This window comes from Bacillus sp. FSL P2-0099 (assembly GCF_038007445.1).
In the GTDB taxonomy this organism is placed as follows: domain Bacteria; phylum Bacillota; class Bacilli; order Bacillales; family Bacillaceae_G; genus Bacillus_A; species Bacillus_A mycoides.
In genome coordinates this window covers 3,386,019-3,410,895 of record NZ_JBBOXE010000001.1, presented here as the reverse complement: position 1 = coordinate 3,410,895, position 24,877 = coordinate 3,386,019, and the positions used below count along the sequence as shown (strand labels likewise).

The 24,877-nt window shown below is 33.3% G+C and carries 22 protein-coding genes and 3 pseudogenes; 17 read left to right on the top strand and 8 right to left on the bottom strand.

The annotated features are described in order from the left end of the window. Positions 1 to 471: 471 nt before the first annotated feature. The 3 genes from MKY90_RS17590 to MKY90_RS17580 all read right to left on the bottom strand — a co-directional run bounded on the left by MKY90_RS17590 (position 472) and on the right by MKY90_RS17580 (position 3,477). A complete protein-coding gene (locus MKY90_RS17590) occupies positions 472 to 1,938 on the bottom strand; it encodes a protein adenylyltransferase SelO (RefSeq protein WP_341092119.1) in 1,467 nt (488 codons plus the stop codon). Positions 1,939 to 2,115: 177 nt separating this feature from the next. Further along, entirely contained in the window at positions 2,116 to 3,114 is a 999-nt protein-coding gene (locus tag MKY90_RS17585) for an NADP-dependent oxidoreductase (protein ID WP_063219691.1), read from the bottom strand. 18 nt (positions 3,115 to 3,132) lie between these two features. Beyond that, entirely contained in the window at positions 3,133 to 3,477 is a 345-nt protein-coding gene (locus MKY90_RS17580) for an ArsR/SmtB family transcription factor (RefSeq protein WP_078205528.1), read from the bottom strand. Between the two features lie 527 nt (positions 3,478 to 4,004). On the opposite strand from MKY90_RS17580, the pseudogene MKY90_RS17575 reads away from it, so the two are divergent. The 8 genes and pseudogenes from MKY90_RS17575 to MKY90_RS17540 all read left to right on the top strand — a co-directional run bounded on the left by MKY90_RS17575 (position 4,005) and on the right by MKY90_RS17540 (position 9,924). Next, positions 4,005 to 5,623, top strand: a pseudogene (locus tag MKY90_RS17575) (FAD-dependent oxidoreductase). 245 nt (positions 5,624 to 5,868) lie between these two features. After that, positions 5,869 to 6,672: a hypothetical protein gene (locus tag MKY90_RS17570; RefSeq protein WP_040963105.1), complete on the top strand. Its 804-nt coding sequence runs from the start codon at positions 5,869 to 5,871 to the stop codon at positions 6,670 to 6,672. Next, on the top strand, positions 6,669 to 7,664 hold the full coding sequence (locus MKY90_RS17565) for a WXG100 family type VII secretion target (protein WP_012261360.1): 996 nt from the start codon (positions 6,669 to 6,671) through the stop codon (positions 7,662 to 7,664). Before MKY90_RS17570 ends, MKY90_RS17565 begins: the two co-directional genes overlap by 4 nt. A 16-nt stretch (positions 7,665 to 7,680) precedes the next feature. Further along, a complete protein-coding gene (locus tag MKY90_RS17560; RefSeq protein WP_341092114.1) occupies positions 7,681 to 8,331 on the top strand; it encodes a hypothetical protein in 651 nt (216 codons plus the stop codon). A gap of 31 nt (positions 8,332 to 8,362) precedes the next feature. Then, positions 8,363 to 8,626 (top strand): DUF4176 domain-containing protein, encoded by a 264-nt coding sequence (locus tag MKY90_RS17555; RefSeq protein ID WP_012261358.1) that lies wholly within the window; start codon positions 8,363 to 8,365, stop codon positions 8,624 to 8,626. A gap of 120 nt (positions 8,627 to 8,746) precedes the next feature. Then, positions 8,747 to 8,866: pseudogene (locus tag MKY90_RS17550) on the top strand (type VII secretion protein); the annotation flags it as partial. Between the two features lie 18 nt (positions 8,867 to 8,884). Continuing rightward, a complete protein-coding gene (locus tag MKY90_RS17545; protein WP_445661550.1) occupies positions 8,885 to 9,664 on the top strand; it encodes a hypothetical protein in 780 nt (259 codons plus the stop codon). Further along, a complete protein-coding gene (locus MKY90_RS17540) occupies positions 9,661 to 9,924 on the top strand; it encodes a DUF4176 domain-containing protein (RefSeq protein ID WP_098168578.1) in 264 nt (87 codons plus the stop codon). The genes MKY90_RS17545 and MKY90_RS17540 overlap by 4 nt, the downstream gene beginning before the upstream one ends. Before the next feature lie 57 nt (positions 9,925 to 9,981). On the opposite strand, the pseudogene MKY90_RS17535 reads toward MKY90_RS17540, so the two are convergent. The 3 genes and pseudogenes from MKY90_RS17535 to MKY90_RS17525 all read right to left on the bottom strand — a co-directional run. Next, a pseudogene (locus MKY90_RS17535) lies at positions 9,982 to 10,221 on the bottom strand (hypothetical protein); the annotation flags it as partial. Between the two features lie 93 nt (positions 10,222 to 10,314). After that, on the bottom strand, positions 10,315 to 10,827 hold the full coding sequence (locus tag MKY90_RS17530) for a DUF3916 domain-containing protein (protein WP_098168576.1): 513 nt from the start codon (positions 10,825 to 10,827) through the stop codon (positions 10,315 to 10,317). Beyond that, positions 10,820 to 11,671: a LysR family transcriptional regulator gene (locus MKY90_RS17525; RefSeq protein ID WP_098168575.1), complete on the bottom strand. Its 852-nt coding sequence runs from the start codon at positions 11,669 to 11,671 to the stop codon at positions 10,820 to 10,822. The genes MKY90_RS17530 and MKY90_RS17525 overlap by 8 nt, the downstream gene beginning before the upstream one ends. A gap of 112 nt (positions 11,672 to 11,783) precedes the next feature. On the opposite strand from MKY90_RS17525, the gene MKY90_RS17520 reads away from it, so the two are divergent. Further along, complete coding sequence (locus MKY90_RS17520) at positions 11,784 to 13,010, top strand: MFS transporter (RefSeq protein ID WP_098168574.1); 1,227 nt, start codon at positions 11,784 to 11,786, stop codon at positions 13,008 to 13,010. Between the two features lie 94 nt (positions 13,011 to 13,104). Here MKY90_RS17520 and MKY90_RS17515 read toward each other — a convergent pair whose 3' ends face one another. Further along, positions 13,105 to 13,332 carry a hypothetical protein gene (locus MKY90_RS17515; protein WP_098168573.1) on the bottom strand — a complete coding sequence of 76 codons (228 nt, stop codon included), beginning with the start codon at positions 13,330 to 13,332 and terminating at the stop codon, positions 13,105 to 13,107. Positions 13,333 to 13,593: 261 nt separating this feature from the next. Between MKY90_RS17515 and MKY90_RS17510 the strand changes: the two genes are divergently transcribed. The 8 genes from MKY90_RS17510 to MKY90_RS17475 all read left to right on the top strand — a co-directional run bounded on the left by MKY90_RS17510 (position 13,594) and on the right by MKY90_RS17475 (position 22,921). Next, positions 13,594 to 14,721 (top strand): serine hydrolase domain-containing protein, encoded by a 1,128-nt coding sequence (locus tag MKY90_RS17510; protein ID WP_098168572.1) that lies wholly within the window; start codon positions 13,594 to 13,596, stop codon positions 14,719 to 14,721. Positions 14,722 to 15,007: 286 nt separating this feature from the next. Further along, positions 15,008 to 16,171, top strand: coding sequence for an agmatine deiminase family protein (locus tag MKY90_RS17505; protein ID WP_002142629.1), 1,164 nt, complete (start codon positions 15,008 to 15,010; stop codon positions 16,169 to 16,171). A 176-nt stretch (positions 16,172 to 16,347) separates the two neighbouring features. Then, positions 16,348 to 16,767, top strand: coding sequence for a phosphate-starvation-inducible protein PsiE (gene psiE, locus MKY90_RS17500; protein WP_016100895.1), 420 nt, complete (start codon positions 16,348 to 16,350; stop codon positions 16,765 to 16,767). 178 nt (positions 16,768 to 16,945) lie between these two features. Continuing rightward, a complete protein-coding gene (locus MKY90_RS17495; RefSeq protein WP_002087673.1) occupies positions 16,946 to 17,878 on the top strand; it encodes a bestrophin family protein in 933 nt (310 codons plus the stop codon). Positions 17,879 to 18,107: 229 nt separating this feature from the next. Then, the gene (locus MKY90_RS17490; protein ID WP_063218608.1) at positions 18,108 to 19,085 is read left to right on the top strand and encodes an agmatine deiminase family protein; all 978 of its coding nucleotides are present in this window, start codon (positions 18,108 to 18,110) and stop codon (positions 19,083 to 19,085) included. A 44-nt stretch (positions 19,086 to 19,129) separates the two neighbouring features. After that, positions 19,130 to 19,951, top strand: a complete 822-nt coding sequence (locus MKY90_RS17485) for a MerR family transcriptional regulator (protein WP_078205245.1) — start codon at positions 19,130 to 19,132, stop codon at positions 19,949 to 19,951. Positions 19,952 to 20,032: 81 nt separating this feature from the next. Further along, the gene (locus MKY90_RS17480) at positions 20,033 to 21,775 is read left to right on the top strand and encodes an amidohydrolase (RefSeq protein ID WP_078185502.1); all 1,743 of its coding nucleotides are present in this window, start codon (positions 20,033 to 20,035) and stop codon (positions 21,773 to 21,775) included. A 96-nt stretch (positions 21,776 to 21,871) separates the two neighbouring features. Beyond that, positions 21,872 to 22,921: an agmatine deiminase family protein gene (locus MKY90_RS17475; protein ID WP_078185503.1), complete on the top strand. Its 1,050-nt coding sequence runs from the start codon at positions 21,872 to 21,874 to the stop codon at positions 22,919 to 22,921. A 54-nt stretch (positions 22,922 to 22,975) separates the two neighbouring features. On the opposite strand, the gene pepF is transcribed toward MKY90_RS17475, so the two are convergent. Continuing rightward, positions 22,976 to 24,763: an oligoendopeptidase F gene (pepF, locus tag MKY90_RS17470; RefSeq protein ID WP_063218601.1), complete on the bottom strand. Its 1,788-nt coding sequence runs from the start codon at positions 24,761 to 24,763 to the stop codon at positions 22,976 to 22,978. Between the last annotated feature and the right edge of the window lie 114 nt (positions 24,764 to 24,877).

The window sequence follows — 24,877 nt, the reverse complement described above, 5'->3', positions numbered from 1 at the left end:
TAGCTGGATTTTTATATTCGAGAATAGTTGTTCCTTATCGATGTACCTGAATATAATAAGAAAAAATGAAGATTGAATAGAAGAATTTTAATAGAACAGTTACCAAGTTAACGCATTAGGAAAGAAATAGGTAGGAAGTAAGGAGCTCTCCTTTGTTCGTGACAGCTTGTTTGGTGTATGTATCTTTTTCGCATGGGAGGAAATTGATAGAGTTGATAATATATAACTGTAATCACATAGAATATGCTAACGATATGTAATACATAAAAGAAACGCAAACTAGAGTATTAAATTACGTTTTTTTTTTCACAAGATGGAGAAAAAAGTAGAAAAGGTGTTTTTATACGAAAACACCTTTTCTACTTATAATGTTCCTTTATGGAAAATAACGAATCGTGTACTTGAATTTAGTGGGAATTACACTAATAAATAATACAATTAGGAGCAGAAAAACAGTCTTAGTGCTCTAAATCACGTCCCGCAAAAAGTCCGATAAGGACGATTCGACGGCACAGGAGGCGTGCAGTAATCCGCTTGTTCTTGAGAATATTCATAAGGATTTGCTAAAGCTTGAAGAAGTTTCTCCATTACGCTATAGTCTCCATCTTTAACAGCTGCTTCTAGTGCTTCTTCTACTCGGTGGTTTCGAGGGATGATTACTGGGTTGTTATTTTTCATTAATTTGTATGCATCATCTTTCGATTCTTTTTGTCTTTCTAACCGAGATTGCCATAGCTCGTACCATTCTTTAAATTCAGGACTTTTAAATAAAGGTGCATTTTCTAATATATTGTCAGTTAATGCACGGAATGTATTTGTATAATCTGCTTTATATTTTTCCATTGCTTTTAAAAGTTTCTCAATAAGGGATTGATCATGCTCTTCATTGCTAAATAGTCCTAATTTCTTCTTGATTCCGAGGAACCAATTGTTTTCGTACTGCACACTGAACTTTGAAATTTCATCTTGTGCAATTTTTAGTGCTTCTTCTTCATCTTCATGTAGTATCGGTATTAAAGATTCAGCTAAACGTGCGAGATCCCATGCAGCCATATATGGTTGATTTCCGTATGCATAACGGCCTTGTGTGTCAATAGAGCTAAATACTGTTCCTTGATTATAACTATCCATAAAGGCACATGGACCGTAATCAATCGTTTCACCGCTAATCGTTATATTGTCAGTGTTCATTACGCCGTGAATGAAGCCAACGAGTTGCCATTTTGCGATAAGGATTGCTTGTCTCTTAATGACTTCTTGTAGTAGTGCGACATATGGATTTTCAGTAGATTCAACCTCTGGATAATGTCTTTTTATCGTATAATCAGCTAAAGCTTTGAGATCTTCGATTGAGCCTCGAGCTGCGGCGTATTGGAATGTTCCAACGCGTATATGACTGCTTGCAACTCTAGTTAAAATAGCTCCAGGTAACTTCGTTTCGCGATAGATTGGTTCGCCAGTTGAGACTACTGCTAAACTGCGAGTAGTTGGAATATCAAGCGCGTACATCGCTTCACTAATAATATACTCACGTAGCATTGGACCGAGTGCAGCACGACCATCACCGCGGCGTGAATATGGAGTTGGACCGGAACCTTTCAATTGAATATCAAACCGTTCGCCTGAAGGAGTAATTTGTTCTCCAATTAAAAGGGCACGACCATCTCCTAACATGTTGAAATGACCAAATTGGTGCCCAGCATACGCTTGAGCTAGTGGATGAGCTCCTTCTGGAATAGTATTACCAGCTAAAATGGCGATTTCAGCGTCCTTTTTTAGTTCCTCAGGATTAAAGCCAAGAGATATTGCTAAAGAATTATTTAGTTTAATTAACTCCGGTGAGTGTACAGGAGTTGGGGGGATTTCTGTATAAAATGATTGTGGTAAAGTCGTATAACTATTATCTAAATTCCAACCTGCTTCATTATTTTTAGTCATTTTATCTCCTCCTTGTTTATTTTTTTATTATGTATTTGTACGTATGTATTCTTTGTAAAATTAGCTAAAAGTATAATATGATATTTCCCCTTGAAATCTATTGTAAGGACTTCATTGCACTATGTCTATTTAACAGCAAATAATAAAACTCCATTTTAAAAAAATGGAGTTTTATTATTATTTGATTTTTACAATTATCTTTCCTTTTGCTCTTCCAGACTCTGAATATTCCATTGCTTTTTGAGTATCTTCAAAAGGAAAAATACGATCGATTATAGGTTTGATTTGTCCAGATTCAATATACTTTGCAATTATACGTAATTGATCTCCGCTTGGTTTCATAAACAAAAACGAATATTGAGCATTATGCTTTTTTTCAAGTGCAGTAAGTTTTTTGCTTGCTAATGAAAATAAGAGTGTTTTGAAAAATCCTGAACCAAATTCTTTACCGAAGCGAGCATTCGGCATTCCTGAAACGGAAACAATGTTCCCTTCGCTTTTTATAATATCGAATGATTTTTCAAGTGTTGTACCGCCAAGTGTATCAAATACCGCATCATAATTTTTCAGTATATCTTCAAACTTTTCTTTTTTGTAATTAATAATTTCATCTGCGCCAAGAGACTTTACTAAATTTTCACCAGCTTCACTAGCAGTTGTTGCAACAGTGGCACCCATTATTTTTGCTAACTGAATTGCGAAAGTACCAACACCGCCGGATCCAGCGTGAATCAAAATCTTTTGTCCTTTTTGTAATTGCATGATGTCATGTAATGCTTGATATGATGTTAAGCCAACGAGTGGAATCGACGCCGCTTCCTCAAAAGTTAAATTTTTCGGTTTTAAGGCTATATCATCTTCATGAATGGCTATATATTCCGCAAAAGTACCGATCTTATCTTTTCTTGGACGTGCATATATTTCATCACCAACTTTAAATTGAGTCACCTTTGTTCCGGCTTTTACAATGACACCAGAAAAGTCATTACCAAGAATAAGGGGCATTTTATATTTAAGTAACAACTTCACTTTTCCATCGCGTATTTTAAAATCAATTGGGTTAATGCTAGCTGCATGAATTTCTGCGAGCACCTCATACTCATTTATTTCAGGGGTGGGCATCTCAGTCATACGCATTGGAACTTTCCCGTACTTATCAATCACCATTGCTCTCATTTCTTATACCTCCAAAGTTCAATAAAAGTTTTGCAGTAGCTTCTCAATATCTAATACAAGGTTTTTTAATAATCCTAATTTTGTACGTATGTCAATATAATAAAAGTTCTTTGTACCTTCTTTACGCATTAAAATAATACCAGCTTCTCGTAAAATCTTAAGGTGATGTGATACTGCTGGTCGAGAAAGGTGTGTTTGTTTCGTGATTTCTCCTACACGTAATCCGGTTTGACATTCCGTTTCCATGAAAACTAACAAAATAGCTTGACGAGTTTCATCGCCAATTGCTAATAATACTTTTTGAGAATCAATAAAACCTTTTTTTATAACATTTAATTGCTCTTGTTTATTCATTTCAATCACTTTACCTCCAATAAGTAGTCGAAAGGTTTAAGATGATGAACCATTACATCGATACGGTAATGCTACATGAATGTTGTATGAGCTGCAATATTGAGAAAGAAAATCGAGACGAATCTATTTTTACGTATTGAAAATTATGGAGTAGTTATTATAGGGAATAGAAAATAATGGAGTTGAAAGGTAGAAAATGATTTAACAATACGATGTCTGCCGAGGATAAAGGGTAGCCATTTAACAATAAAATAAGCGGTCGTAACCTTGTATAATTTACAAGGTTACGACCGCTTATAATGTTTTTATTATTTTTGATGTCTATATCAGAGAATAGTTCAAAGTAAAGCCTTCTTTTTTATCCTTTCATACACACACAAATTAAGTGACTTGTAGATGTATGAAAGGATAAAAGTAATTTGGGGCGTAATCTATCTATATGATAATTTAAAATGAAATATAAGTCTATATCTTTGTTGTTTTTTTGATTATATTTATGTCACTGAGCTCAGAACAATGATGTGGAGGGGAAATATATGAAATCGAATTATATACCAGTTTTAATTGTTGGAGGAGGATTATCAGGATTAGCATCTGCTTTATTCCTTGCAAAACATAAAATTGATTATTTACTGATTGAAAGGCACCCGACTACTGCAATTCATCCAAAAGCAGGTGGAATCACTTTTCGTACGATGGAGTTATTTCGAGAATTAGGTTTAGAACAAAGAATTAAATCAGCGGGTAAAGCATTAGAAAATTGCCGAGGAAGACGAGCAGTTCATACAATAGCTGAGGTGGAAAAGGAAGAATTGGCAAAAATGAGGACCGCTCAGTATGGAAACGATGAAAAGTTACTTCAAAAAATAGAAGAGATTAGTCCATCAAAACAAACGGCTTGTTATCAAATTATTTTAGAAGAGATGATGTTACTAGAAGCGAAAACATTAGGTGGGCAACTATCTTATTATCATGAATTAGTTTCATTTGAACAAAAGGAAAACGGAGTAATAGCAACGATTCGAGATCGTGACACGGAAAAAGAGAGCGTTGTTCATTGTGACTATGTAATCGCAGCAGATGGAGCGAAAAGTAAAATACGTGAGCAGCTAGGGATAAGTACCGAGGGGCGAGGTACAATCGGTGGCTATTATATGAATATTTATTTTGAAGCTGATTTAAGTGAGTTTATACAAGGAGATGCATTTGGTTTTTCTATGGTACTTCATCCGGAGGTTCTTGGTGCGCTCATTCCAGTCGATAACGTAAGAAAATGGATTTATCATGTAGCTTATGATCCAATAAAAGGGGAACGATTAGAGGATTTCTCTATAGAACGCTGTAAACAAATTATTCAAACAGCAATTGGAAGTACAAATGTTGAACCAGAAATATTAAGTGTTTTACCGTGGGAAGCGAGTGAAAGTACAGCGGTAAAATTTCAAGATAATCGCACTTTTTTAGTTGTTGATTCTGCACATATTATGCCGCCAACAGGGGGATTTGGTTCAAATACAGGAATACAAGATGCGCATAATTTAGCTTGGAAATTAGCTGCTGTTATAAAAGGGAAAGCAAAGCCAAAATTGCTAGAAACATATCATGAAGAGAGATATCCAGTTGCAAAATTAACCACGGATTATGCGAGTAGTTTATTATTTCGTGCTGCGAATAGAGAGGTAGGCAGTTTGAATAATATGGACGGTTTAGCTGTAACTGCTGGGTATCAGTATTGTTCACAAGCGATTATAGATAAATGCACTATTCCACATAGAATGGATATCGTAGAGTTTAACGGAAGACCTGGCACGCGAGCACCACACTTTTGGGAACGTATGATGGAAAAGAAGTTTCGATACTTGATTTATTAGGTAACGATTTTGTGTTATTTACTGGAGTAGAAAATAGTGCTTGGGCCAAAGGTGTACATGATGTTTCATCTAAGCTAAGAGTAAATATAAAAGTGTATCGCGTTGGTTTAAGTGGAGACTTTATTACTCAAGAAGATGTTTTTAATGAAATATATGGGATGGAGAATGGAGGAGCTGTATTAATTAGACCAGATGGCTTTATAGGATGGCGTTCGGAAAAAGAGGTAGTAAATCCAGATGTAGTGCTTGGAGAGGTAATGGATAATTTATTAGGTGACTTTTAAGTAACTACGGAAGTATTGTCCTATATGGGACAATACTTCTATTTTTTTAGCTTACAAAATAAAAATTATGTAGTGAAGAGACATTATTATTATAAAAATATATTTGAATTAATCCCCTTTCTTTTTGTTTTTATTAGAATTTTTTTAGTTTTTAGTTTTAAGTGTTGACTATTACTAGATTGGACCATTTTTTTATTGTATTATATTTCTTAGGGATTACATATTACGCTAGGGAGTGGGACTATTTGACTATTGAACCTCTTATTTTATCAAGTAAAGAAGTATATGTATTAACTGGTATGTTTGACCGTGAAACTATGATTGGAATTGAGAACCCCTTTGAAAATTGGTCAGATGAGGAAATAGACAAAGAATTAGATGTAATGCACGAGAATTGGACAAACGAAGAACTGCTCATAATAAAAGAAGATGAAACATTATGCAACAAACAACTTTTAGAATATTTTCGCATTTGTTTAACTACAGGATTTGTTATTGAAGTACAGATAAGTAAAAACAACGCTTTAGAAAAAAACATTTTCTATTTTAGTGAAAAAAAAGTTATACAAAATGTAATAACAGATGATAACGGTGATAAACAATGTACATTTAAAGAATGCGGGACACCAGATGTAGCTTGGCAATTTATATATCAAGCATTACAGCCTAAAAATACTTTCTCTCGTCCAAATTATACATTTAAAATCCCTTCTTCTGCATATAAAGAAAACATTTTAAATCAATCAAACAAGCAATTAGTAGATTACTTGAAATTTTACTTAGATGATGAAGCTTCCTTAGAGTTAGCAAACATTATACATAATCGTGAAGAGTTAAATACTGTTCAAGTTCATTATTATATAAAGGACTCATGGTCTACAGACTGTATTCAGTTTTTATATAGTCAAAACCAATATTGGCTAATCCAAAAAGTTTTAGATAATGAGCAAACACAAACGAATTTTATTTGCCTTGATACCTTTACAATTACTGAAGAGATAAAGAAAATGGTACTTTATCTTAAATCATTAGGCGGTAAAACAAGGTGAGCGGTGAAATTAAGGTTACTCCTGACCATTTAAGGAAACTGGCTTCTAATATAGAACAAACAGCTCATGAGCTATCTGAAACATATCAACGTATCAATCAGCAGTTATTTGATCTACCTTTCCAAATATCTGGAAGAGATGCTGTGTTAAATCAATCCCAATACGCAGGATCCATGTTAGCTACTATAACGACCGTTTTAAAAGAACATAGTGATTCATTAAGAAAAGCTGCTGATCGTTTTGAGAAGGCTGATCAACAAGAAGTTTCATATGGAGAAGAAGCAATTGAGATAAATTGGTTTGCACCGTTTGGTGGCGATATTGGTGATTGGAAAGATAACCCTGCAGGGTCTTCATTTACTTTACTGGGTACCGTAACGGAAGGTGCAGCTGCCTACAAATTGGCATCTTTACATAATAAAGGCTTGCGTGTAACACCCTACACAGATAGAAAAGGAAAAGAAATGGTAAGATTTCAAAATCGCACCGTACTAAAGGATAAAAATGGACTTAATGTGATAAGGCGTACAAAATTACCTTTAGCCGAAGTAAAGCAAATAGACGATGTAAAAAGACATGTTTTATCACCAAAAGAAATTCTTAAAGATTCATTGAAATTAAAAACAAATGTTTTAGGCTATGCAGCTGTAGGATGGGATGTAATTAATGATACAAAGGAAAATATTGAAAATAAAGCGTCAAAAACTAAGATAGCTGGTGATATTATTGGTGATGCAGCAATCGGGGTTGGTACAACTGCTGTAAGTGCCTTTGCGGGAGCCAAAGCAGGTGCATTGGTTGGAACTTTTTTGGGAGGTCCAATCGGAACTGTTGCTGGAGCTTGTATTGGCTTTGGTGTTTCTATAGGAGCTAGTATAATAACAGATGGAATTAAGTTTAACAAAGGTGATTGGAATCATGATGGTAAACAGGATTCGATAAAAGATAGAGTTAAATCTGGAATCGGAGCAGCTTTAGATAAAATTTTTTAGTTTTTGGGAGATTAATATGGAAAAATACCACGGAAAAAGCACAGAACAAATTATTCGGAAATTGATGCCTGGCAGTGTAAGATCGAGTGTCGTTATGGTGTGGGTAGTTATTAATTTTATGATTTTAACCCCATTTTTATTTCCTCCAACCTTTACCATATACTTATATATAATTTTACCTTTTCTTTTGACTGCTAATATATGGGGGGTATGGGTATTTTTTTGTAAACCAAATGAGCCAAGGTTGGTACACATTTTATATAATGGATTTATGGGAATAACTTTTTCTTTTGGAAGCTTTATAGTGATTCAAAAGCTTGCATATACTTTTATTAAAATTGAAACACCTCTGTTTTTTATTGTTACTTTTTTGCTTTACATTTTTACAAATTATAAATTGATTTCTATTGGAATGAAAAGTTTTTTAAAGCGATTAAACAATGAAGAAAATGGAAATATAAAAATTTCTCCAATTGTTTATTTTTCAGGATTGGGATATATTATTGGACAGATATGTATAGGTTCATTATCACAAAATGCTTTAGCGACGGTCTTAATTTTAGTCTTTTCTTTATTTGCTGTTGTGTTTAGTATATCCGGAGCGTATATATGTATATATATCGATTTAAAGAAGCAGAAAGCCAAGCTAGGTTCCTTAAATTCTTAGTGAAAAACAATTAATAAGGAGGGGCCATACAATGAATTCGCAACTTTTTCCTATAGGCTCTATTGTAATTTTAAAAGAAGGTACAAAGAAACTCATGATTTTCGGGCGGAAACAACAAGTAGAAACGGATGAGGTAAGGAAGTTCGATTATATGGGGTGTCCTTATCCAGAAGGCTATCTGAATCCAGATTTCACATATTTATTTAACCATGATGATATTCAAGAAGTTGTTTCAACCGGATATGAAGATCAAGAAGAACGTACTTTTCAAGAAAATGTATTGTCTAAAATATAATAAGAAATAATGTAAAAAAACTGTTTAAATAAGCAGTTTTTTTATATTATTTCTTATTAGTGATGCAGCAAATGGAACCTTTATTGGAGTGGAATAAGCTTGGATGTTTTTATGGAAATTAGTATGTTCACTGATGGAATCGAATTTAACAAAGGTGTTTGGAATAATGATGGTAAACAAGATTCAGTAAAAGATAGAGTTAAATCAGGAATTGGAACTGTATTAGATAAAATCTTTTAATTTTTTATGAGGTGTATAATGGACAAATATAATGGCAACAGCATAGATGATTGTATACGAATATTAATACCATTTGATATAAGAAATATTGTAGGGGCTTTTGTGTGGTTTTTTATGAATTTTATGCTACTTATCATTCTATTCATATTTCCACCGTACAATATATACTCTTACATAGCTTTACCATTTTATGTGATATGTAATCTATGGGGAATTTGGGTTTCTATTTATAAGCCTAGGCAGCCGCAATTGCAACATTTACTATACTCTGGATTTGTTGCATTAAGTATTTCATTTTGTAGTTTTATAGTTGTGCAAAAGTTAGCTTACGAATTCGTAGAAATAGAGTCTCCTTTATTTTTAATTTTATCACTTATTGCATATAGTTTAATTGGTTATAAATCTGTATTATTTTGGATTCAATATTTTACAGACCGCTTAAGAGGGACAACTAATCAAGAAGTAAAAATCCCTAAAATTGTACTTTTTTCAAGTTTAGGTTATATGGTTGGTCAAGTTATTATTGGTATTTTGAGTCAAAAGGCTATGGCTATCGTATTAATCATTCTCGCCTCATTGTTTTCCGTTGTTTTCTTAGCTCTAAGTACACATTTGTATTTTTACTTTGACTTCAAAAAACAATCTATTGCTTCAGGACATTTAAACAAATTACATTCTCAAAAGAAGCCTAAACTGTCAAGGAAGGAAAGGAGACAATCCACGGCTGCTTCGGGACATGTAAATACACCACATTCCCAAAAGAAACCTAAACTTACAAGAAAGGAGAAAAGACAATGAATTCACAACTGCTCCCTATAGGCTCTATTGTAATTTTAAAAGAAGGTACAAAGAAACTCATGATTTTTGGACGTAAACAACAAGTGGAAACAGATGAGATAAGAAAGTTCGACTATATGGGATGTCCTTATCCAGAAGGCTATATGAATCCAGATTTCACTTATTTATTTAACCATGATGATATTCAAGAAGTTGTTTCAACAGGATATGAAGATCAAGAAGAACGTACTTTCCAAGAAAATGTATTGTCTAAAATATAATAAGAAATAATGTGAAAAAACTGTTTAAATAAGCAGTTTTTTTTACATTATTCCTTAATTCCAGTTTGGATGTTTCATTCCATGTAAACTAGTACCACCTGTGACGATAATTTGTGCACCTAAACCTTGTTGATAAGCATGTAAAGGAGTTTGCCAATTACCAGGATGGGAACCACCGAAAACGAAAATTGCATCACACTGTTGTCGTGTTGATTCTTTTAGGAAAGCGATTTCGGTTATTTCTTCAATTTGTTTTTTCGTAAGATGTGGGACTTCAGGATATTTAGGGATTACCATATGAAAACCTCCTATATAGTGAAATGTTAAATTCATTATATAGCGATGTTGTTTAGTGGAAAAAGGGAAGTTTTTCATTTGACAGTTCCCCTTTTATGATAACTCTCCTATAAACAAAAGTTCTCCTTCATCATAAAATCCATCTTCATCATGAATTATCTCTTGGAAATGCAATGTTTGGATGCTGTTAGAAATTGATATTTTCCATTCATGCCCGGAGTCGGAAGCATTGGAGAGGGGAATCCATTTTTGAAATTCATTATCTCTATTGAAAAAATTTTGAAAGTAGTCATCGTTTTTAAATATGATGATTTGTGAGTTCCATAAGCTTGCTATTTTGATCATAACAACGACTCGATATGTATTTGTATCGTTCGGTTTCATTGTCATTAATTGATTCGCTTGATTTAACAGGGTTTGAATGCACAATCGCTTTACTTTCCTAGGTGTTGTACTAGAATCGATAAAAGCTTGAGAGCCTGGTAAAGGCATATGCCAGTATTCATCGTTATAGAAAGTAGACGGAAATGCTTTAGTAGAGTCTTCAATTCTTTTTATAAGAGTTTTTGTTTTTCGTTTCATTCCGCGTATTTTTTTTTCACGCATTGTTGATCATCTCCATAAATTTTTGCAAGGCAGCTGAGTGGAAAATATCTTTTCGAATAATAAAAGTAGTAGGAACCTTTCTAAAGTGATTTGGTAATGTATTTAAAGATAAACCATGTTCGTAATCTGGAATAATAGATTTCAGCATAATAGCCGTACCCATACCTGATTTTACACATGCAAGTATTGCTTCAATTGTTCCGAACTCTAGTATTCTTTTAGGTGAAATCCCTTCTTCTTGAAGCCAGTTTTCTAATAGTTTTCTGTAATAACAACCTTGACTAAAAGCGAGTAAATTCAGTTCTTCTATTGTTTTAAAGGAAGATAGAGGAGTCTTGCTAATGAGAACGAGTTCTTCTTCTCGAAATGAAAGTGTATGAAGTTCAGTATGCTGAATATTTCCAGCGATAAGAGCCCCGTCTAGTTTTCGCTCTAAAACGAGCTGAGTTAATTGGTCTGTCGTATTTGTTTCTAGAATCAATTCAACTTCTGGATACTTTTCATAATAGGTCGTTAATATAGGCGGGAGACGAACGGCTGTTGTCGATTCTGTACACCCGATTTTTAACGTGCCTTTCGGATGGGTTTCGTTACTTTGAACAGCTTGAATGGATTGATCGATTAGATGGATGATTTGTTTTGCATATGTTAATAAAATTTCTCCGTTAGAAGTTAAAGTAACGCCTTTTCCATTTCGATAAAATAAAGGCACACCTAACTCAATTTCTAGTTGTTTTATACGCATCGTTACACCTGATTGTACATAGTTTAAGTTTTTAGCAGCATGAGATATATTTCCTACTGTCGCAACTTCGTAAAAAACCGTTAAATCTTTTATGTCCATTTATTATCACCCCGAAAAAGGTATCAATTTTTTTGATGGATTCTATTATTAACACTTATTTTACATGATATCAGAACCTTCATACAATGAAAGGGATATGGGGGAGATAACGTTGATAAGTGAAGAAAAAATTGAAAAATGCAGTAGTTCTAATAAATGGATCATGTTAACTTTGGCAACGGTAGCACAGGCAAGTACAACACTTATAACATATGGATTAGGGGTACTTGCGTTATTTTGGAAAGAGAAATATGCACTTTCGAATATGCAGGTTGGGTTGTTAATAAGTGCTGTAAATATTGGTCCGCTGTTTTGTATGCTTTTTGCCGGAAGGTTACTTGATCGATATAATGAAAGAATATTAATTGGAGCGAGCACTGTATTACTTGGCGGGGCACTTTTACTTGCTCACATGGCAAGGGGCTTTATTGGGTTATTATTTGTCCTTCTTTTAATAGGAACTTTTTATAGCGTATCTCAGCCAGGGGGAAGTAAAGTAATCTTGAAATGGTTTCCGAAAGAAATGCGCGGATTAGCTATGGGAATACGGCAAGCTGGTATACCTATTGGCGGGGCATTAGCAGGAGTAACGATCCCTTTGCTTACAATTAAATTTAGTTTAGCTTATACGATAAATGTAATTGCAACTATATGTATAATAGGCGGGTTATTGTTTTTCATATTTTATAAGGAATCGTACGTACGAGAACACACGAGCCAAGAAAATGTAAGTATTTCTTTTTGGATGCAGTTAAAAAAGGTAATATGTAAAAAAGAGCTGTATCCAATTTTTATTACAGGTATTTGCATGATTTCTTTACAAATGATATTAGTCGGACATTTTATAAAATTTTTAGTCATTGAAAAATCGATAACACCTATTGTAGCAGGGAAAGTATTTTCAGTTATGCTAGTTGCAGGAATGATTGGGCGAATTATATTAGCTACAATAAGTGATACATATTACAAAGGTGATCGTCGTACACCTTTATTAATAACTGTATGTATTTCTTTTTGCTTAATTTTAGTTGTTGTAATGAGTATAAACACAATGACACTTGAGGCATTGTTTGTGATGAGCGGACTGCTAGGGTTCTTTGCGATCGGTTGGTTTAGTCTTTTTATGGTTGAAGTTGCTGAGTCTGCAAGTGAGGAATTGGTAGGCGTAACAGTGAGCTTTGCGCTTACGCTTAATCAAATTGCTATTATCTTTGCGCCTGCTTTGTTTGGTTATATAGTAGATGGAAAAGGCTACACATATGCATGGATGGGGATAGCTGCATTACTAAGCGTTTCAGCAGTGAGTTTATGTAAAAGTAAACGAATATTAAAAATGTAAATCTTTTATGAAGAAAATCTAAAGAAATGTCGTGGGAGTGACATTTCTTTTTTAATATGTTGTATAATCAAGTTATAAATGAGATTCGTTTTCATTAACGCTCATTTCCTCTTTTGAAATTACCTGTAATTTTAGCCATAATAAGCTGTTTTTCTTTTTCGTTACTTGCCCGATTTATTTTGTTTAAAAATTTTTCAGCATCATTTCCTTTTAAAATTATAATCCATTTTCCGTAATATTCAATTGAAACTATATTGTTTTTTGTTACTCGATAATGAAACATCATATCATCTAAACGATTGCGCTTATCGGTCTTTTTCAAATTAACGCCTCCATCCTTGTTAATGTGTAACGAATGTTACATAAAAAATTTAAATTAAGGTTGGATGTATCCGATTGTAAGGTGGAAATTTTGTAAAAAAGAACTACAATAGAGAGTAGTTAAAATTTGAACGTTAGAAAAAGGAATCTAGTTTAATATGAGGAATAATAGAGTAGATAGATTATAAGATATTTAAAAACTAAAAGATATAGAATAGAATGGAAAAGTATAAAGTGAAACTAGATAAAAGAGGGTTCCCATATGTTTAAGAAATGGTTAATCGCTTTCTTTGTTTTTGCTATTTTTTGTGGGAGTGTCGCTGCACTCATACATGCAAATAAAGAAAAGAAATACAGTTTGAAGGCATTTTCAAATTTTGAGGATAAAGTTGGAAATGTTCACCCGAAAGTTGATGCGAATCAGCAAAAACGTTATGATATTGCAGCAACGAAACTCGATCAATATTTAAAAGATAAAGGATTTAACGGAACGGTTCTCGTAACGGATAAAAATAATGTGGTTTTACGAAAAGGCTACGGGTATGCGAATATAAAAGATAAAGTTTTAACAACGCCAAGAACAAAATATCGCATCGGTTCCATAACGAAAACAGTAGTTGCAATATCTATATTACAGCTAAGAGAAAAAGGGAAATTGAATATTGAAGACAATGTAAATAAGTATATTCCATCGTTTCCAGCAGATAAAAACATTACGTTACGAAATTTGTTAACACATACGTCCGGGTTACCAGATCAGGGACAAGGTAGTGTTGATGCGGCATCACGTTTAAAGTTAGTAACGTGGATTGGAGCGCAAAAGTTGCAATTTGCTGCAGGGACAGGATGGAAATATACAGATTATAATTATATGGTACTTGCGTATATTGTAGAAAAGATATCGAATAAACCGCTTGCTGAATATGTGAAAGAAAACATTTTTACTCCTGTTGAAATGAATGAATCTGGTATGGGTGCAACTCTCCCTGAAGATATTTTCTTAGCAGAAGGTTACACGAAAAAAGATAATGAGTTAATAGCTGCACCCCGCTTAAAAATGAACTGGCTGTATGGTTGTGGTGAAATGTATACGACCGTTGAAGATATGAAAAGATTAGATGAGGCTATTATGGATGGAAAGCTGATTTCTAAACAAAGCGTATCAGATATGTTTACAGTATCACCTGCGAGAAAATATGGATTTAGCTTCTATATTTACCCAGATTATTATCATAACCACGGTGTATTAGCTGGCTGGAACACTTTTAATAATTTTAACTGGGATAAAAGAACGTTTGTAATATTATTCTCTAACGTACAAAATGGTATGAATGATACATTTAATCAAGAGTTTAGGAAATTAGCGAATGATTTAATAGAAGGAAAATAATTATTTAAAAATCGGTATTGATATAAAATTATCAATACCGATTTTTTTTATTTAGTGAACAAGCATGTATGAGAGGGGATTAGTATTAGAATAAATTTATGAAGGAAGTTAAATGATATGGATGTTAAATATAGGAAGTGTATTTTGTGAATGTCATCTATTTGTATTGAAATTATGTGATTATCATGCGGAAGAATAATTGGTAATTTTTACATTGATGAAAAAGCTTGAGCTTCACACTATGTTAAGCCTTACAGTATTGTAGACATGAACAGGAGGTTGAAAAATGAAAAAAATAGTAAAGTTTTGTTTAATAGCTACATTATCTACAACGATTATTAGTGGATGTTCTTTTGAAGGGAATAATGAAAATGCCAAAGGGAAAGAGAAAGAGGATAAAAAAGTAGAGGTACAGAAAAACGCTGGAAAATATACGATGCCGGATGAAAAAGATAAACATGAAGGTACATGGCTACAATGGCCTCATGAATACACATATGGTCAAGAGTATAAACAAGAAGTTGAACCTATTTGGATTAAGATGGCAAGTGCTTTAACTGAGGGTGAAAAAGTCCACATTGTTGCATATGATGAGGAAGAGAAAGAGCGAATCAATAAGCTTTTAATAGATAAAGGGCTGAATATGGATAAAGTTGATTTCTTTATCGCTCCTACTGATGATGTGTGGGCAAGAGATAGTGGACCGATTTTTGTTTATGACAATAATAAAAATCTGAAAATATTAGATCCAGCATTTAATGGTTGGGGAAAGAAAACTCCATATAAAAATGATGCCCGTATACGTGAGAATGTTAGTAAACAATTAGGGATTGAAAGAATTGATTGGGGGAAATTTGTCCTTGAAGGTGGCGCAATTGAATTAGACAGCAATGGGACTGCTTTATTAACTCGAAGCGCAGTAACGAATAAAAATAGAAATCCTGATTTATCAGAAGCGGAAATTGAAAAATATATAAGTGACCTTGGGGTGACAAACTTTATTTGGTTAGATGGAGTGCCTAATTTAGATATTACTGATTTTCATATTGATGGATTTGCTAAATTCCATGATAAATCTACAATCGTAACGATGGCAGAAGATGACTTGGCTGAATGGGGCTTGTCAAACAAAGATATGGATAAATTGTTAGATGCAAAAAATGCTTCAGGACAGAAATATAAGTACGAATACTTACCGCTTAGTAAAGATAAAGTTACTTTAGAAGGTGGAAAAACTCTAGATTATAAGGGGTCGTATATCAATTATTATGTTGGGAATACAGTTATATTGGTGCCTAACTATAATGATCCAAATGACAAAATCGCAAACGATACGATTCAGAAATTATACCCGGATCGTAAAGTAGTGGGAATTGATGTGAGAGAGCTTTATAAAAATGGCGGAATGATCCATTGTGTGACACAGCAACAACCGATTCAATTGAAGTAATCGATTATAGTTTCGTTATGTTGCTTTATAGACAAAATAGGTGAAATGCTATCTTTACTTATTTTGTCTTGTTTTAACATCTGTAACAAGATAGTAATGTGTAATTTTAATGTAACGATAATTAAATAAAACTATATTGTCATTATTGTTTTATATGGAAAAGGAGAAAAATGTTTGTGTTAAAGAATTTTAAAAGAGTATTTTCGTTTTTTCCTATCGTTCTACAGTACATTATAAATGTAGCTTTGATCTGTTTGGGAATTGTTTTAAGTGTGTTTCTTATGAAAGAAGTCATTCAATTTATACAAGAACTTAAATTAAATAGTGAGGAATCTAGTTATCATTTAATTGATAGCATTGTCGTATTTTTTTTATATTTTGAATTCATCGTAATGATTATAAAGTATTTTCAAATGAACTTTCATTTTCCATTACGTTATTTTATATATATAGGTATTACGGCTATTGTTCGTCTAATTATTATAGACCATGATAGTCCAATGGATTCATTGATATATGCTTGCGCGATTCTTGTATTAATTAGTGCTTTATTCATTGCAAATTCTAAAATAATGCGTCGTGATTTAGAAGAGTGAACGTTTGTTGTTTAAATCAAAAAAGATGTTTTATCTTTTGATAAAAAGGAGTAATAGTATTGAAAGAAATAATCTTAACCAGTTTTATAATAATAGGGTTTATGATTCTACTATTTAATTGTATACTTTCATAATTTAAAAGAATAAAAGGTTAATAAGGAAAGAGGTTTTTGTAAATATGGTTCATTACAATAATCAAAATAGTTTACATCAAATATTTACATTAAAGGGAACAGTTATAAGAGATATTTTCCCGCAAATTTTATTATATATATGTATTTCAACGATAGTAACTGTGATTAATTATTATTATGTAGAAATAAAAATTAATCAAACTCCTTGGGTAATTGTTGGAGGAGCTTTAGGGCTACTGTTAGTTTTTCGTACTAACACTGCCTATGATAGGTATTGGGAAGGTAGAAAGTTATTTGGCACGGTTGGTGCTTGTACTAGAAATTTGGCAGTTAGTTTTTTGTGTTATTGGGAGTCTGAAGGGAAAAAGACGGATCAGGAAAAATTAAAATTTTTACATTTGTTAATTGCTTTTCCAAAGATAGCGAAAGGACATTTGAGAGACGAAAAAGATTTATCCGAAATAAAAGCATTGTTTGATATTTGTTCTGAGAAGGAAAAAGAAATGTTGGCTGAGTCTATTCATTTACCGATTAGTATAGTTTTTATGTTAAAAACTATACTATCAAAAGGTTTGAAAACGGGTCAAATTCACCCAAATGCAATAATTAATATGGAAGCTGATTTGAATACTCTGCTTACGGCTGTGGGTGGATGTGATCGGATCAAAACAACGCCTATTCCTTTTGCATATTTTGCTCATATTAAAATTTTACTGCTCATATTTTGCGGGACTTTATCGATTGGTCTTGTTGATAGTCTTGGATGGTTTACAGTACTTGCAACTACGTTCATAAGTTTTGCATTTATAGGGATTGAAGCAATAGGGGTTGAAATTGAGGATCCATTTGGTCAAGATCCAAACGATCTTCCGCTAGAAGGGATTTGCATAGGGGTAGAAACACATTTAGTGAATTTATATAATCAAAACGCCCTGTTAGAAGTAATGGATTTGAATCTTGATAAAAAAATCATCTAATCCGTCATTGTGTACGGCGATTAAAGTTTTAAAATCTTGTCAAGAGTCAGTTTATGGCTTAACGACGGCTTTATATTTTTTATATAAATATATAATATTTCTCCGTGCTATAATCCATTCATGAAATGTGCACGTTTCAAAAATTGTAATGAAAAGAGAAATGAATTGGGGAATAGTTGGCTTATTGAAAACAGTTATTCAATCATTATTAAAAAGCGAGGTAAGTAATATGGAACAAAAACATAGTGGCATTATTTTTACTGCAATACCAGATGAATCGAATGAATATTATCGACCATTTTATGAAGACATTATTTATTTTAATGAATACTTAAATGAAAATAAAGCATTTACCGATCAACTTATATCTTTATCTGTTGAAGAGCAAAACTTTCATACAAACTTTTTTGAGTATGATGATATTTGGCTAAGAGATGTTGCACCAGTTGTAACAAATCATCTAGTTAAATTCAAATATCAACCAAATTACTTACCGAAAGATCAAGGACGATATTTAGATCAACAATTTAATAAATGGTTGAAAAAGAACGACTTTGAATATGTGACATCTCCATTGATATTAGACGGTGGAAATCTTATTTGGAATAAAAAAGATACCGTTATATTAACGGAACGCATATTTGATGATAATTATGATTGGACGGAAGAAGAAATTATAGAGCAACTGGAATGGGATTTAGATGTGAGTCGGGTTATTATTATTCCTGCTGAAGAGGGAGATGTACTTGCACACGCAGACGGGATGGTTAAATTTATTGATGAACATACAATGTTTATTAGTGATTTTTTAGGGGATCATGAATTTAGATATAAGGTTCAAGAGATTATTCAAGAGCAAATGCCAGAGGCTGAATTTATAGTTGTTCCTTCGTCATATACAGAGAAGGGTCAATACGATGAAGAGATAGCGTCAGCAAAAGGTTTATATATAAATATGTTAGAAACATGTGATACGCTTTACGTTCCTAAGTTTGGATTAGCTAAAGATGAGGAAGTTTTACGATATATTCAACAGCATACTGAGAAACAAGTTATTCAAAGTCATGTAGGAGAAATATCGACAATGGGAGGCGCCATGAATTGTTTAACGTGGTATTGTCCTAGTCATTTGTTACCTTCAAAAATGAAAAGGCTGAACGATCAGAATGAAGGTTCTTCAATCAGAAAAATATTTGATTGGTTTTAATAAATAAGCTTATATATAAGAAAATGTATTCAAGGGGTATTTATATGTATACAATTACTGAATTTTCACGGATTTGTAAAATGAGTACACGAATGCTAAGGCATTATGATAAAGAGGAAATATTGAAACCAGCATATGTGAATCCGGTAAATGGATATAGATATTATGAGCAAGGACAGCTTGAAATAGCGTTGAAAATTAAAAAGCTAAGGGAGTACAAGTTCCCTTTACCGAAAATTAAAATAATTCTTCAATCATCAGATCAAGATTCATTTATTAAACATATGCAATCACAAATTATAGAGTTGTCTCATGAGGTGAAACAAAATTTACAGGTTATTTCAGAAATGAATGAAATGGTAAATATGAATCATGCTTTAAATACTGCTTGTCATAGAAATTACGATATATTTATTGGAATGAGAAATGAAATAACAGTAATTGCCCAAAGACTGCAAATAAATATAGATGATATGGATGATTATTTTTATGACTTATATGAAAAAGTACAAAAGCATAACTTACAAATGGTTGGTTCGCCCTCTACGGTCTTTTATGATGAAGAGTATATTCCAAATGAAAGTGATGTTGAATTAAGGATTCCGGTCATGCATGGGAACAATAAAGATGTAGTACAAGAATATGAAATGAAAAAATTAAATCCACATCAAATCGTTACTACTATGCATTATGGAAGTTATGACTATATAGGCTACGCTTATATTGCGTTAGAAAAATGGATTGAAAGAAATGGTTATGTAATAGATGGTTCACCATATGAGGTCTACATAAAGGGACCTGAATGTGATTGTTTAGTAGAGGAGTATGTGACACAAATTTGTTTTTTAGTTATGAAAATAGACTGAGAATAAGGATTGACATTAACATTATGTCAATCCTTATTCTATTTATGTAAGTAATTCATCATAATAAAAAGGAGAAAGAATATGAAAAGAACAATCATGATTATTTGTCTGATTCTAAGTATGACATGGGTTTCAGCGTGTACTCCTGGAGTAGGAGAAGGTGAGAATGGTAGCTTCGTTCTACCAAATCAGTTGCCAAAAAATGTAGTGTTTAAAAATGGTACAATCTATACTTCAAATGACAAGCAAGACATTGTAGAGGCTGTAGCCGTTAAAGAAGGGAAAATTACATTTGTTGGTTCAAACAAAGATGTAGAAGGATTTATAAATGAAGATACGAAAGTGGTGGATTTACAAGGGCGTTTTATTCTTCCTGGTTTTGTGGACAATCACAATCATATATTTGAGGCGAAATCACCAGCAGCAGGGAATTGTAGTGTTTCACCGGATGCTGCGCTGCAAGAACAACGCTCGTATTTAAAGGCTTGTAAAAAAGATGTGAAAGATGGCGAATGGATAAGCGGAACAGGATTTAGTTTGGAAGAGCTGTTAAAAGATATGGACGAAAAATCAGAACAACAAACACCATTACAAGTTCTTGATGAATTATTTCCTAATAACCCTGTATTAATTATGGAAAGAACTTCTCATTCTGTATGGGTTAACTCAAAGGCATTGGAATCAGCAGGAATAAATAAAGAGACGAAAGATCCGCAAGGCGGAAGAATCATCCGGGATCCAGAAACAGGAGAACCTTTCGGGCTTCTGTATGATACAGCAGGGGATATCGTGATGGAAAAAGCATGGAATTCCCAGCCCAATCTCTTTGAAAAAAATTATGAAGGTTTGTTAGACGGTTTAGATGAGGTTGCGAAGAATGGTATTACTACAGTCGGCGATGGACGTCTTTATTGGAAACGAGGCTGGTTAGATGTTTGGAATAAAGTTAATGATGAGAAAAAGTTAACGTCGCGAGTAGTACTTCGTCCGTGGGTATATCCGAACTTAAATGAAGCAGAGCAAATGGAGTATTTCAAAAAAATTAAGCGTGATGATGTATCATCTAGAATGCTTATTAATCAAGTGAAGATGTATAGTGATGGAATTAGCATTAACAGCACAGCTAAAATACTAGAAAAATATAAATTTGAGTGGTTTAAAGGAACACCGTACGGTTTGAACTATATTCCAGAAGAAAAAATGAAGTGGTGGTTGAGTGAACTCAATAAAATTGGTTACGGTGCACTCATCCACACAATTGGAGATGGCGGAGTAAGAGAAAGTTTAAATGCAATTGAAGCAGCGAAAAAAGAAGGGGCGAATCAACCTTATACGCTTACACATGTGGAAATGGTAGAAGATAGTGATATAAATCGTTTTGCTAAGTTAGGTATTAGCGCTGATTTCCAAGTAGGTCATGATTTTGCAGAAGATCCTAAACAAAGCTGGGCAAGTGCGTATTTTACAAATCAACAGATGAAACGAATTATGCCGTTAGGACGCATTTGGAAAACAGGAGCAAACGTATCACTTAGTAGTGATTGGGATGTAAATGAACTAAATCCACTTGTGACGATTTCGAATGCACTAAGTATTGATGAAAAGGGCTTGTCTGATGTATACGCAGCTATTGATGCATATACAATTAAGCCCGCCAAAGCATTAGGTCTTGATAATATTACTGGTTCAATTGAAGTAGGTAAATCAGCCGATATGGTATTACTAAATGAAGATATTACTAAAATGAGTGCCGATAAGATTCCGAATGCGAAAGTTTTAGTGACGGTTTTACAAGGAGAAGTAGTGTATCACAAGGGAAAATAAAGAATCGGTTTATGAAGTAGTTAATATATTTCTGTTGACCTTAACATGATGTCAAAGTTTAGACTGAACTTACATTTGAAGAAGGGGTGAACACGTATGAGAAATATAGAAAATAGTTTGTTTTATATGCCTGCTGAGTGGGAAAATCATGAGGGGACATGGCTCCAATGGCCTCATGATAAGGCTCATAGAGGCGAAGGTTACAGATCTAAGCTAGATGATATTTGGGTAACGATGGCAAAGGAGCTTCATTACGGAGAGAATGTGCATATTGTTGTATTTGATGAGGAAGAAAAAGTACATGTACAATCGAAGTTAACTGAAGCGAATGTAGATATGGATAAAATTGATTTTTTAATTGAAGAAACGGATGATGTTTGGATAAGAGATAATGGACCGATCTTTGTAAAAGACAAGGAAGGCAATCTCTGTTTAACACACTGGGTATTTAATGGTTGGGGGGATAAATATCCGTATGAAAATGATGCTGTTATTCCGGAAAAAATAAGTGGAATGTATAGCATTCCAAAAGTTAAATCTAGTGTCTGTATAGAAGGTGGAGGAATAGAGATAAATGGAAATGGCACCTTAATGGCGGCAAAAACTTCTATTATAAATGAAAATCGAAATCCTACACTAAGTCAGGAAGAGATTGAAATAGAGTTAACGAAGTATTTGGGAGTAACGAATTTTATATGGATAACTGGTATTCGCGGAGAGGATAATTATGATGAAGATACAGATTACCATATTGATGGGGCAGCGCGTTTTGTAAATGAAAATACAATTCTTTATGAATATGATCCTTTTGGGGAGAGTGAATCCTACCTTTTGGAGGCGTACGAAAAGCATTATCAAGAATTGAGACAAGCGAGAAATATAGATGGAAATCCATTTCAGCTCATCCCAGTACCGGTGACAAGAAAAGTGGTAAAAGAAGCAGACTGTAAGGGCTCATATTTGAACTTTTATATTGGAAATGAAGTTGTATTGGTTCCTATATATGGCGATGAGCATGACAAGTTAGCGCTTCAAATCATGGAAGGGCAGTTTCCGGGAAGAAGAATTGTTGGTATTTATGTAAATGAACTGTTTGCGTATGGTGGTATGATTCACTGTGTGACACAGCAACAAGTGAATAAATGAAATGTATATTTTATATGAAAAAGCATGCAGATTCTATAATCTGCATGCTTTTTTCTATAATGCTGAAAACTCTTCAACAAGTTGGGTGAATCGATTTAATGCACTTTCAATCGGTTCTGGTGTAGTTAAATCAACGCCAGCTTTTTTCAGTAGGTTTAATGGATAGTCAGAACTTCCGCCTTTAAGGAATTCAATATAGTTTTTCTGAGCATTTGGATCACCGCTTAATAATTTATCGGCGATTTGAATGGCAGAAGCGAATCCAGTTGCGTATTTGTATACGTAAAATGGACGGTAGAAATGAGGGATTCTAGACCAGCCATATTTTACTTCTTCGTCAAATACGAGGGAGTCGCCATTATATTCTCTAAATAAGTTTTCGTAAATTTCACTAAAGACTTTGGCATTTAATGGTTTACCTTGTTCGGCCATTTCATGTGTGATTTTTTCAAATTCTGCAAACATGATTTGTGTAAAGAAAGTACCTTTAAAGCTATCGATAAAGTAGTTAATTAAATGATTACGTACGTTCGTTTCTTTTGCTTCTTTTAATAAATAATGAATTAATAACACTTCATTTACTGTAGAAGCGACTTCTGCAACAAAGATAGTATAGTGTGCAGAAATTCTTGGTTGGTATCCGTGTGAGTAATGCGTATGCATACCGTGCCCGCATTCATGAGTAAGGGTGAAAAGGCTATTTAAATCATCATGATGATTTAAAAGAATGAAAGGATGAACACCGTATACACCAAAGTTATAAGCGCCAGAACGTTTTCCTGGTGTTTCTCTCACGTCTATATAGCGTTTATCTTTAAAGTTTTTTAATGTTTCGATATATTCTTTACCTAAAGGAGCTAGTGACGCGATCATTATATCAAACGCTTCGTCGTATGGAATGTCTTGTTTTACACCTTTTACTAAATCAACACTCAAGTCGTATTGTCGTAGTTCATCTACATTTAATTTTTCTTTTCTAAGTTCATTATACGTATGTAATGATTGAATGTTTTTTTTCGTTGTCTCAATTAAATTTTCATATACTTCTTTCGGAACCATGTCGCCAAATAATGATTTTTCTAAAGCTGATGGATATTTTCGTAGCTTTGAGACAGTAACATTGTTTTTAATAGCTGCGGACAAAGTAGAAGCGATAGAATTCTTTAATTGAACGTATGGTTTGTAATAAGCTTTATAGGCTTCTTCACGATTCTCACGATTCTCATCTTCTATTAGCTTTGAATACATTCCACGTGTTAAGTTTACTTTTTCTCCATCATCAGTAGTCACTTCACCAAAAATTATATCTGCATTATTTAACATGCCAAATGTATGCTGCGGGGAGGAGAGTGCTTCACCCATTTGTGATAAAATCTCTTCTTGGTCTTTATTCAAAACGTGTTTTTTATAACGGTATAGCTCAAATAAGTCTTCTTTATAATAGTGTAAGCCTTCTGTTTCTTCTATGTAAGAATGTAATGTGTTTTCATCTACACTAAGTAAGAATGGGGAAAAGAAAGATTTAGCTGCACTTACTTTCACGTGTAATTGTGATACTTTATCGACAAGGGATTGAGCGTCAGTATCGCGTGTGTCAAGATCGGATTGTAATCGTGCATAAGCAAACATTAAAGATATTATGCTAGATATTTCTTCACTCTTTGTTAAATAAGCTAATAAACTATTGCCATCGTGAATATTTCCATTAAACTTGTGTAATTCATTCGTTAATAATTCAATTTTATGAAAATCGTTTTCCCAATCTTCAATTGTATGGTAAATATCCGTTAAATCCCATTTTTCTTTATCAGCTACTTGTAGTCGATCGTTAAGTTCTGTCATAATCATTTCCTTTCTAAATATGTAGTTATATTCCTATATAACTATGAAATACAACAAATTGCAAAAAATCCCTGCTGAAAAATAAAAAGCCTTGCCGAGAATGGCGAGGCTTTA

Bases quoted from the DNA above. Each gene is read 5' to 3' on its own strand.
- MKY90_RS17590 (WP_341092119.1), bottom strand. From the start codon at position 1,938: ATGACTAAAAATAATGAAGCAGGTTGGAATTTAGATAATAGTTATACG.
- MKY90_RS17585 (WP_063219691.1), bottom strand. From the start codon at position 3,114: ATGAGAGCAATGGTGATTGATAAGTACGGGAAAGTTCCAATGCGTATG.
- MKY90_RS17560 (WP_341092114.1), top strand. From the start codon at position 7,681: ATGGAAAAATACCACGGAAAAAGCACAGAACAAATTATTCGGAAATTG.
- MKY90_RS17555 (WP_012261358.1), top strand. From the start codon at position 8,363: ATGAATTCGCAACTTTTTCCTATAGGCTCTATTGTAATTTTAAAAGAA.
- MKY90_RS17545 (WP_445661550.1), top strand. From the start codon at position 8,885: ATGGACAAATATAATGGCAACAGCATAGATGATTGTATACGAATATTA.
- MKY90_RS17540 (WP_098168578.1), top strand. From the start codon at position 9,661: ATGAATTCACAACTGCTCCCTATAGGCTCTATTGTAATTTTAAAAGAA.
- MKY90_RS17530 (WP_098168576.1), bottom strand. From the start codon at position 10,827: ATGCGTGAAAAAAAAATACGCGGAATGAAACGAAAAACAAAAACTCTT.
- MKY90_RS17525 (WP_098168575.1), bottom strand. From the start codon at position 11,671: ATGGACATAAAAGATTTAACGGTTTTTTACGAAGTTGCGACAGTAGGA.
- MKY90_RS17510 (WP_098168572.1), top strand. From the start codon at position 13,594: ATGTTTAAGAAATGGTTAATCGCTTTCTTTGTTTTTGCTATTTTTTGT.
- MKY90_RS17505 (WP_002142629.1), top strand. From the start codon at position 15,008: ATGAAAAAAATAGTAAAGTTTTGTTTAATAGCTACATTATCTACAACG.
- MKY90_RS17495 (WP_002087673.1), top strand. From the start codon at position 16,946: ATGGTTCATTACAATAATCAAAATAGTTTACATCAAATATTTACATTA.
- MKY90_RS17490 (WP_063218608.1), top strand. From the start codon at position 18,108: ATGGAACAAAAACATAGTGGCATTATTTTTACTGCAATACCAGATGAA.
- MKY90_RS17485 (WP_078205245.1), top strand. From the start codon at position 19,130: ATGTATACAATTACTGAATTTTCACGGATTTGTAAAATGAGTACACGA.
- MKY90_RS17480 (WP_078185502.1), top strand. From the start codon at position 20,033: ATGAAAAGAACAATCATGATTATTTGTCTGATTCTAAGTATGACATGG.
- MKY90_RS17475 (WP_078185503.1), top strand. From the start codon at position 21,872: ATGAGAAATATAGAAAATAGTTTGTTTTATATGCCTGCTGAGTGGGAA.
- pepF (WP_063218601.1), bottom strand. From the start codon at position 24,763: ATGACAGAACTTAACGATCGACTACAAGTAGCTGATAAAGAAAAATGG.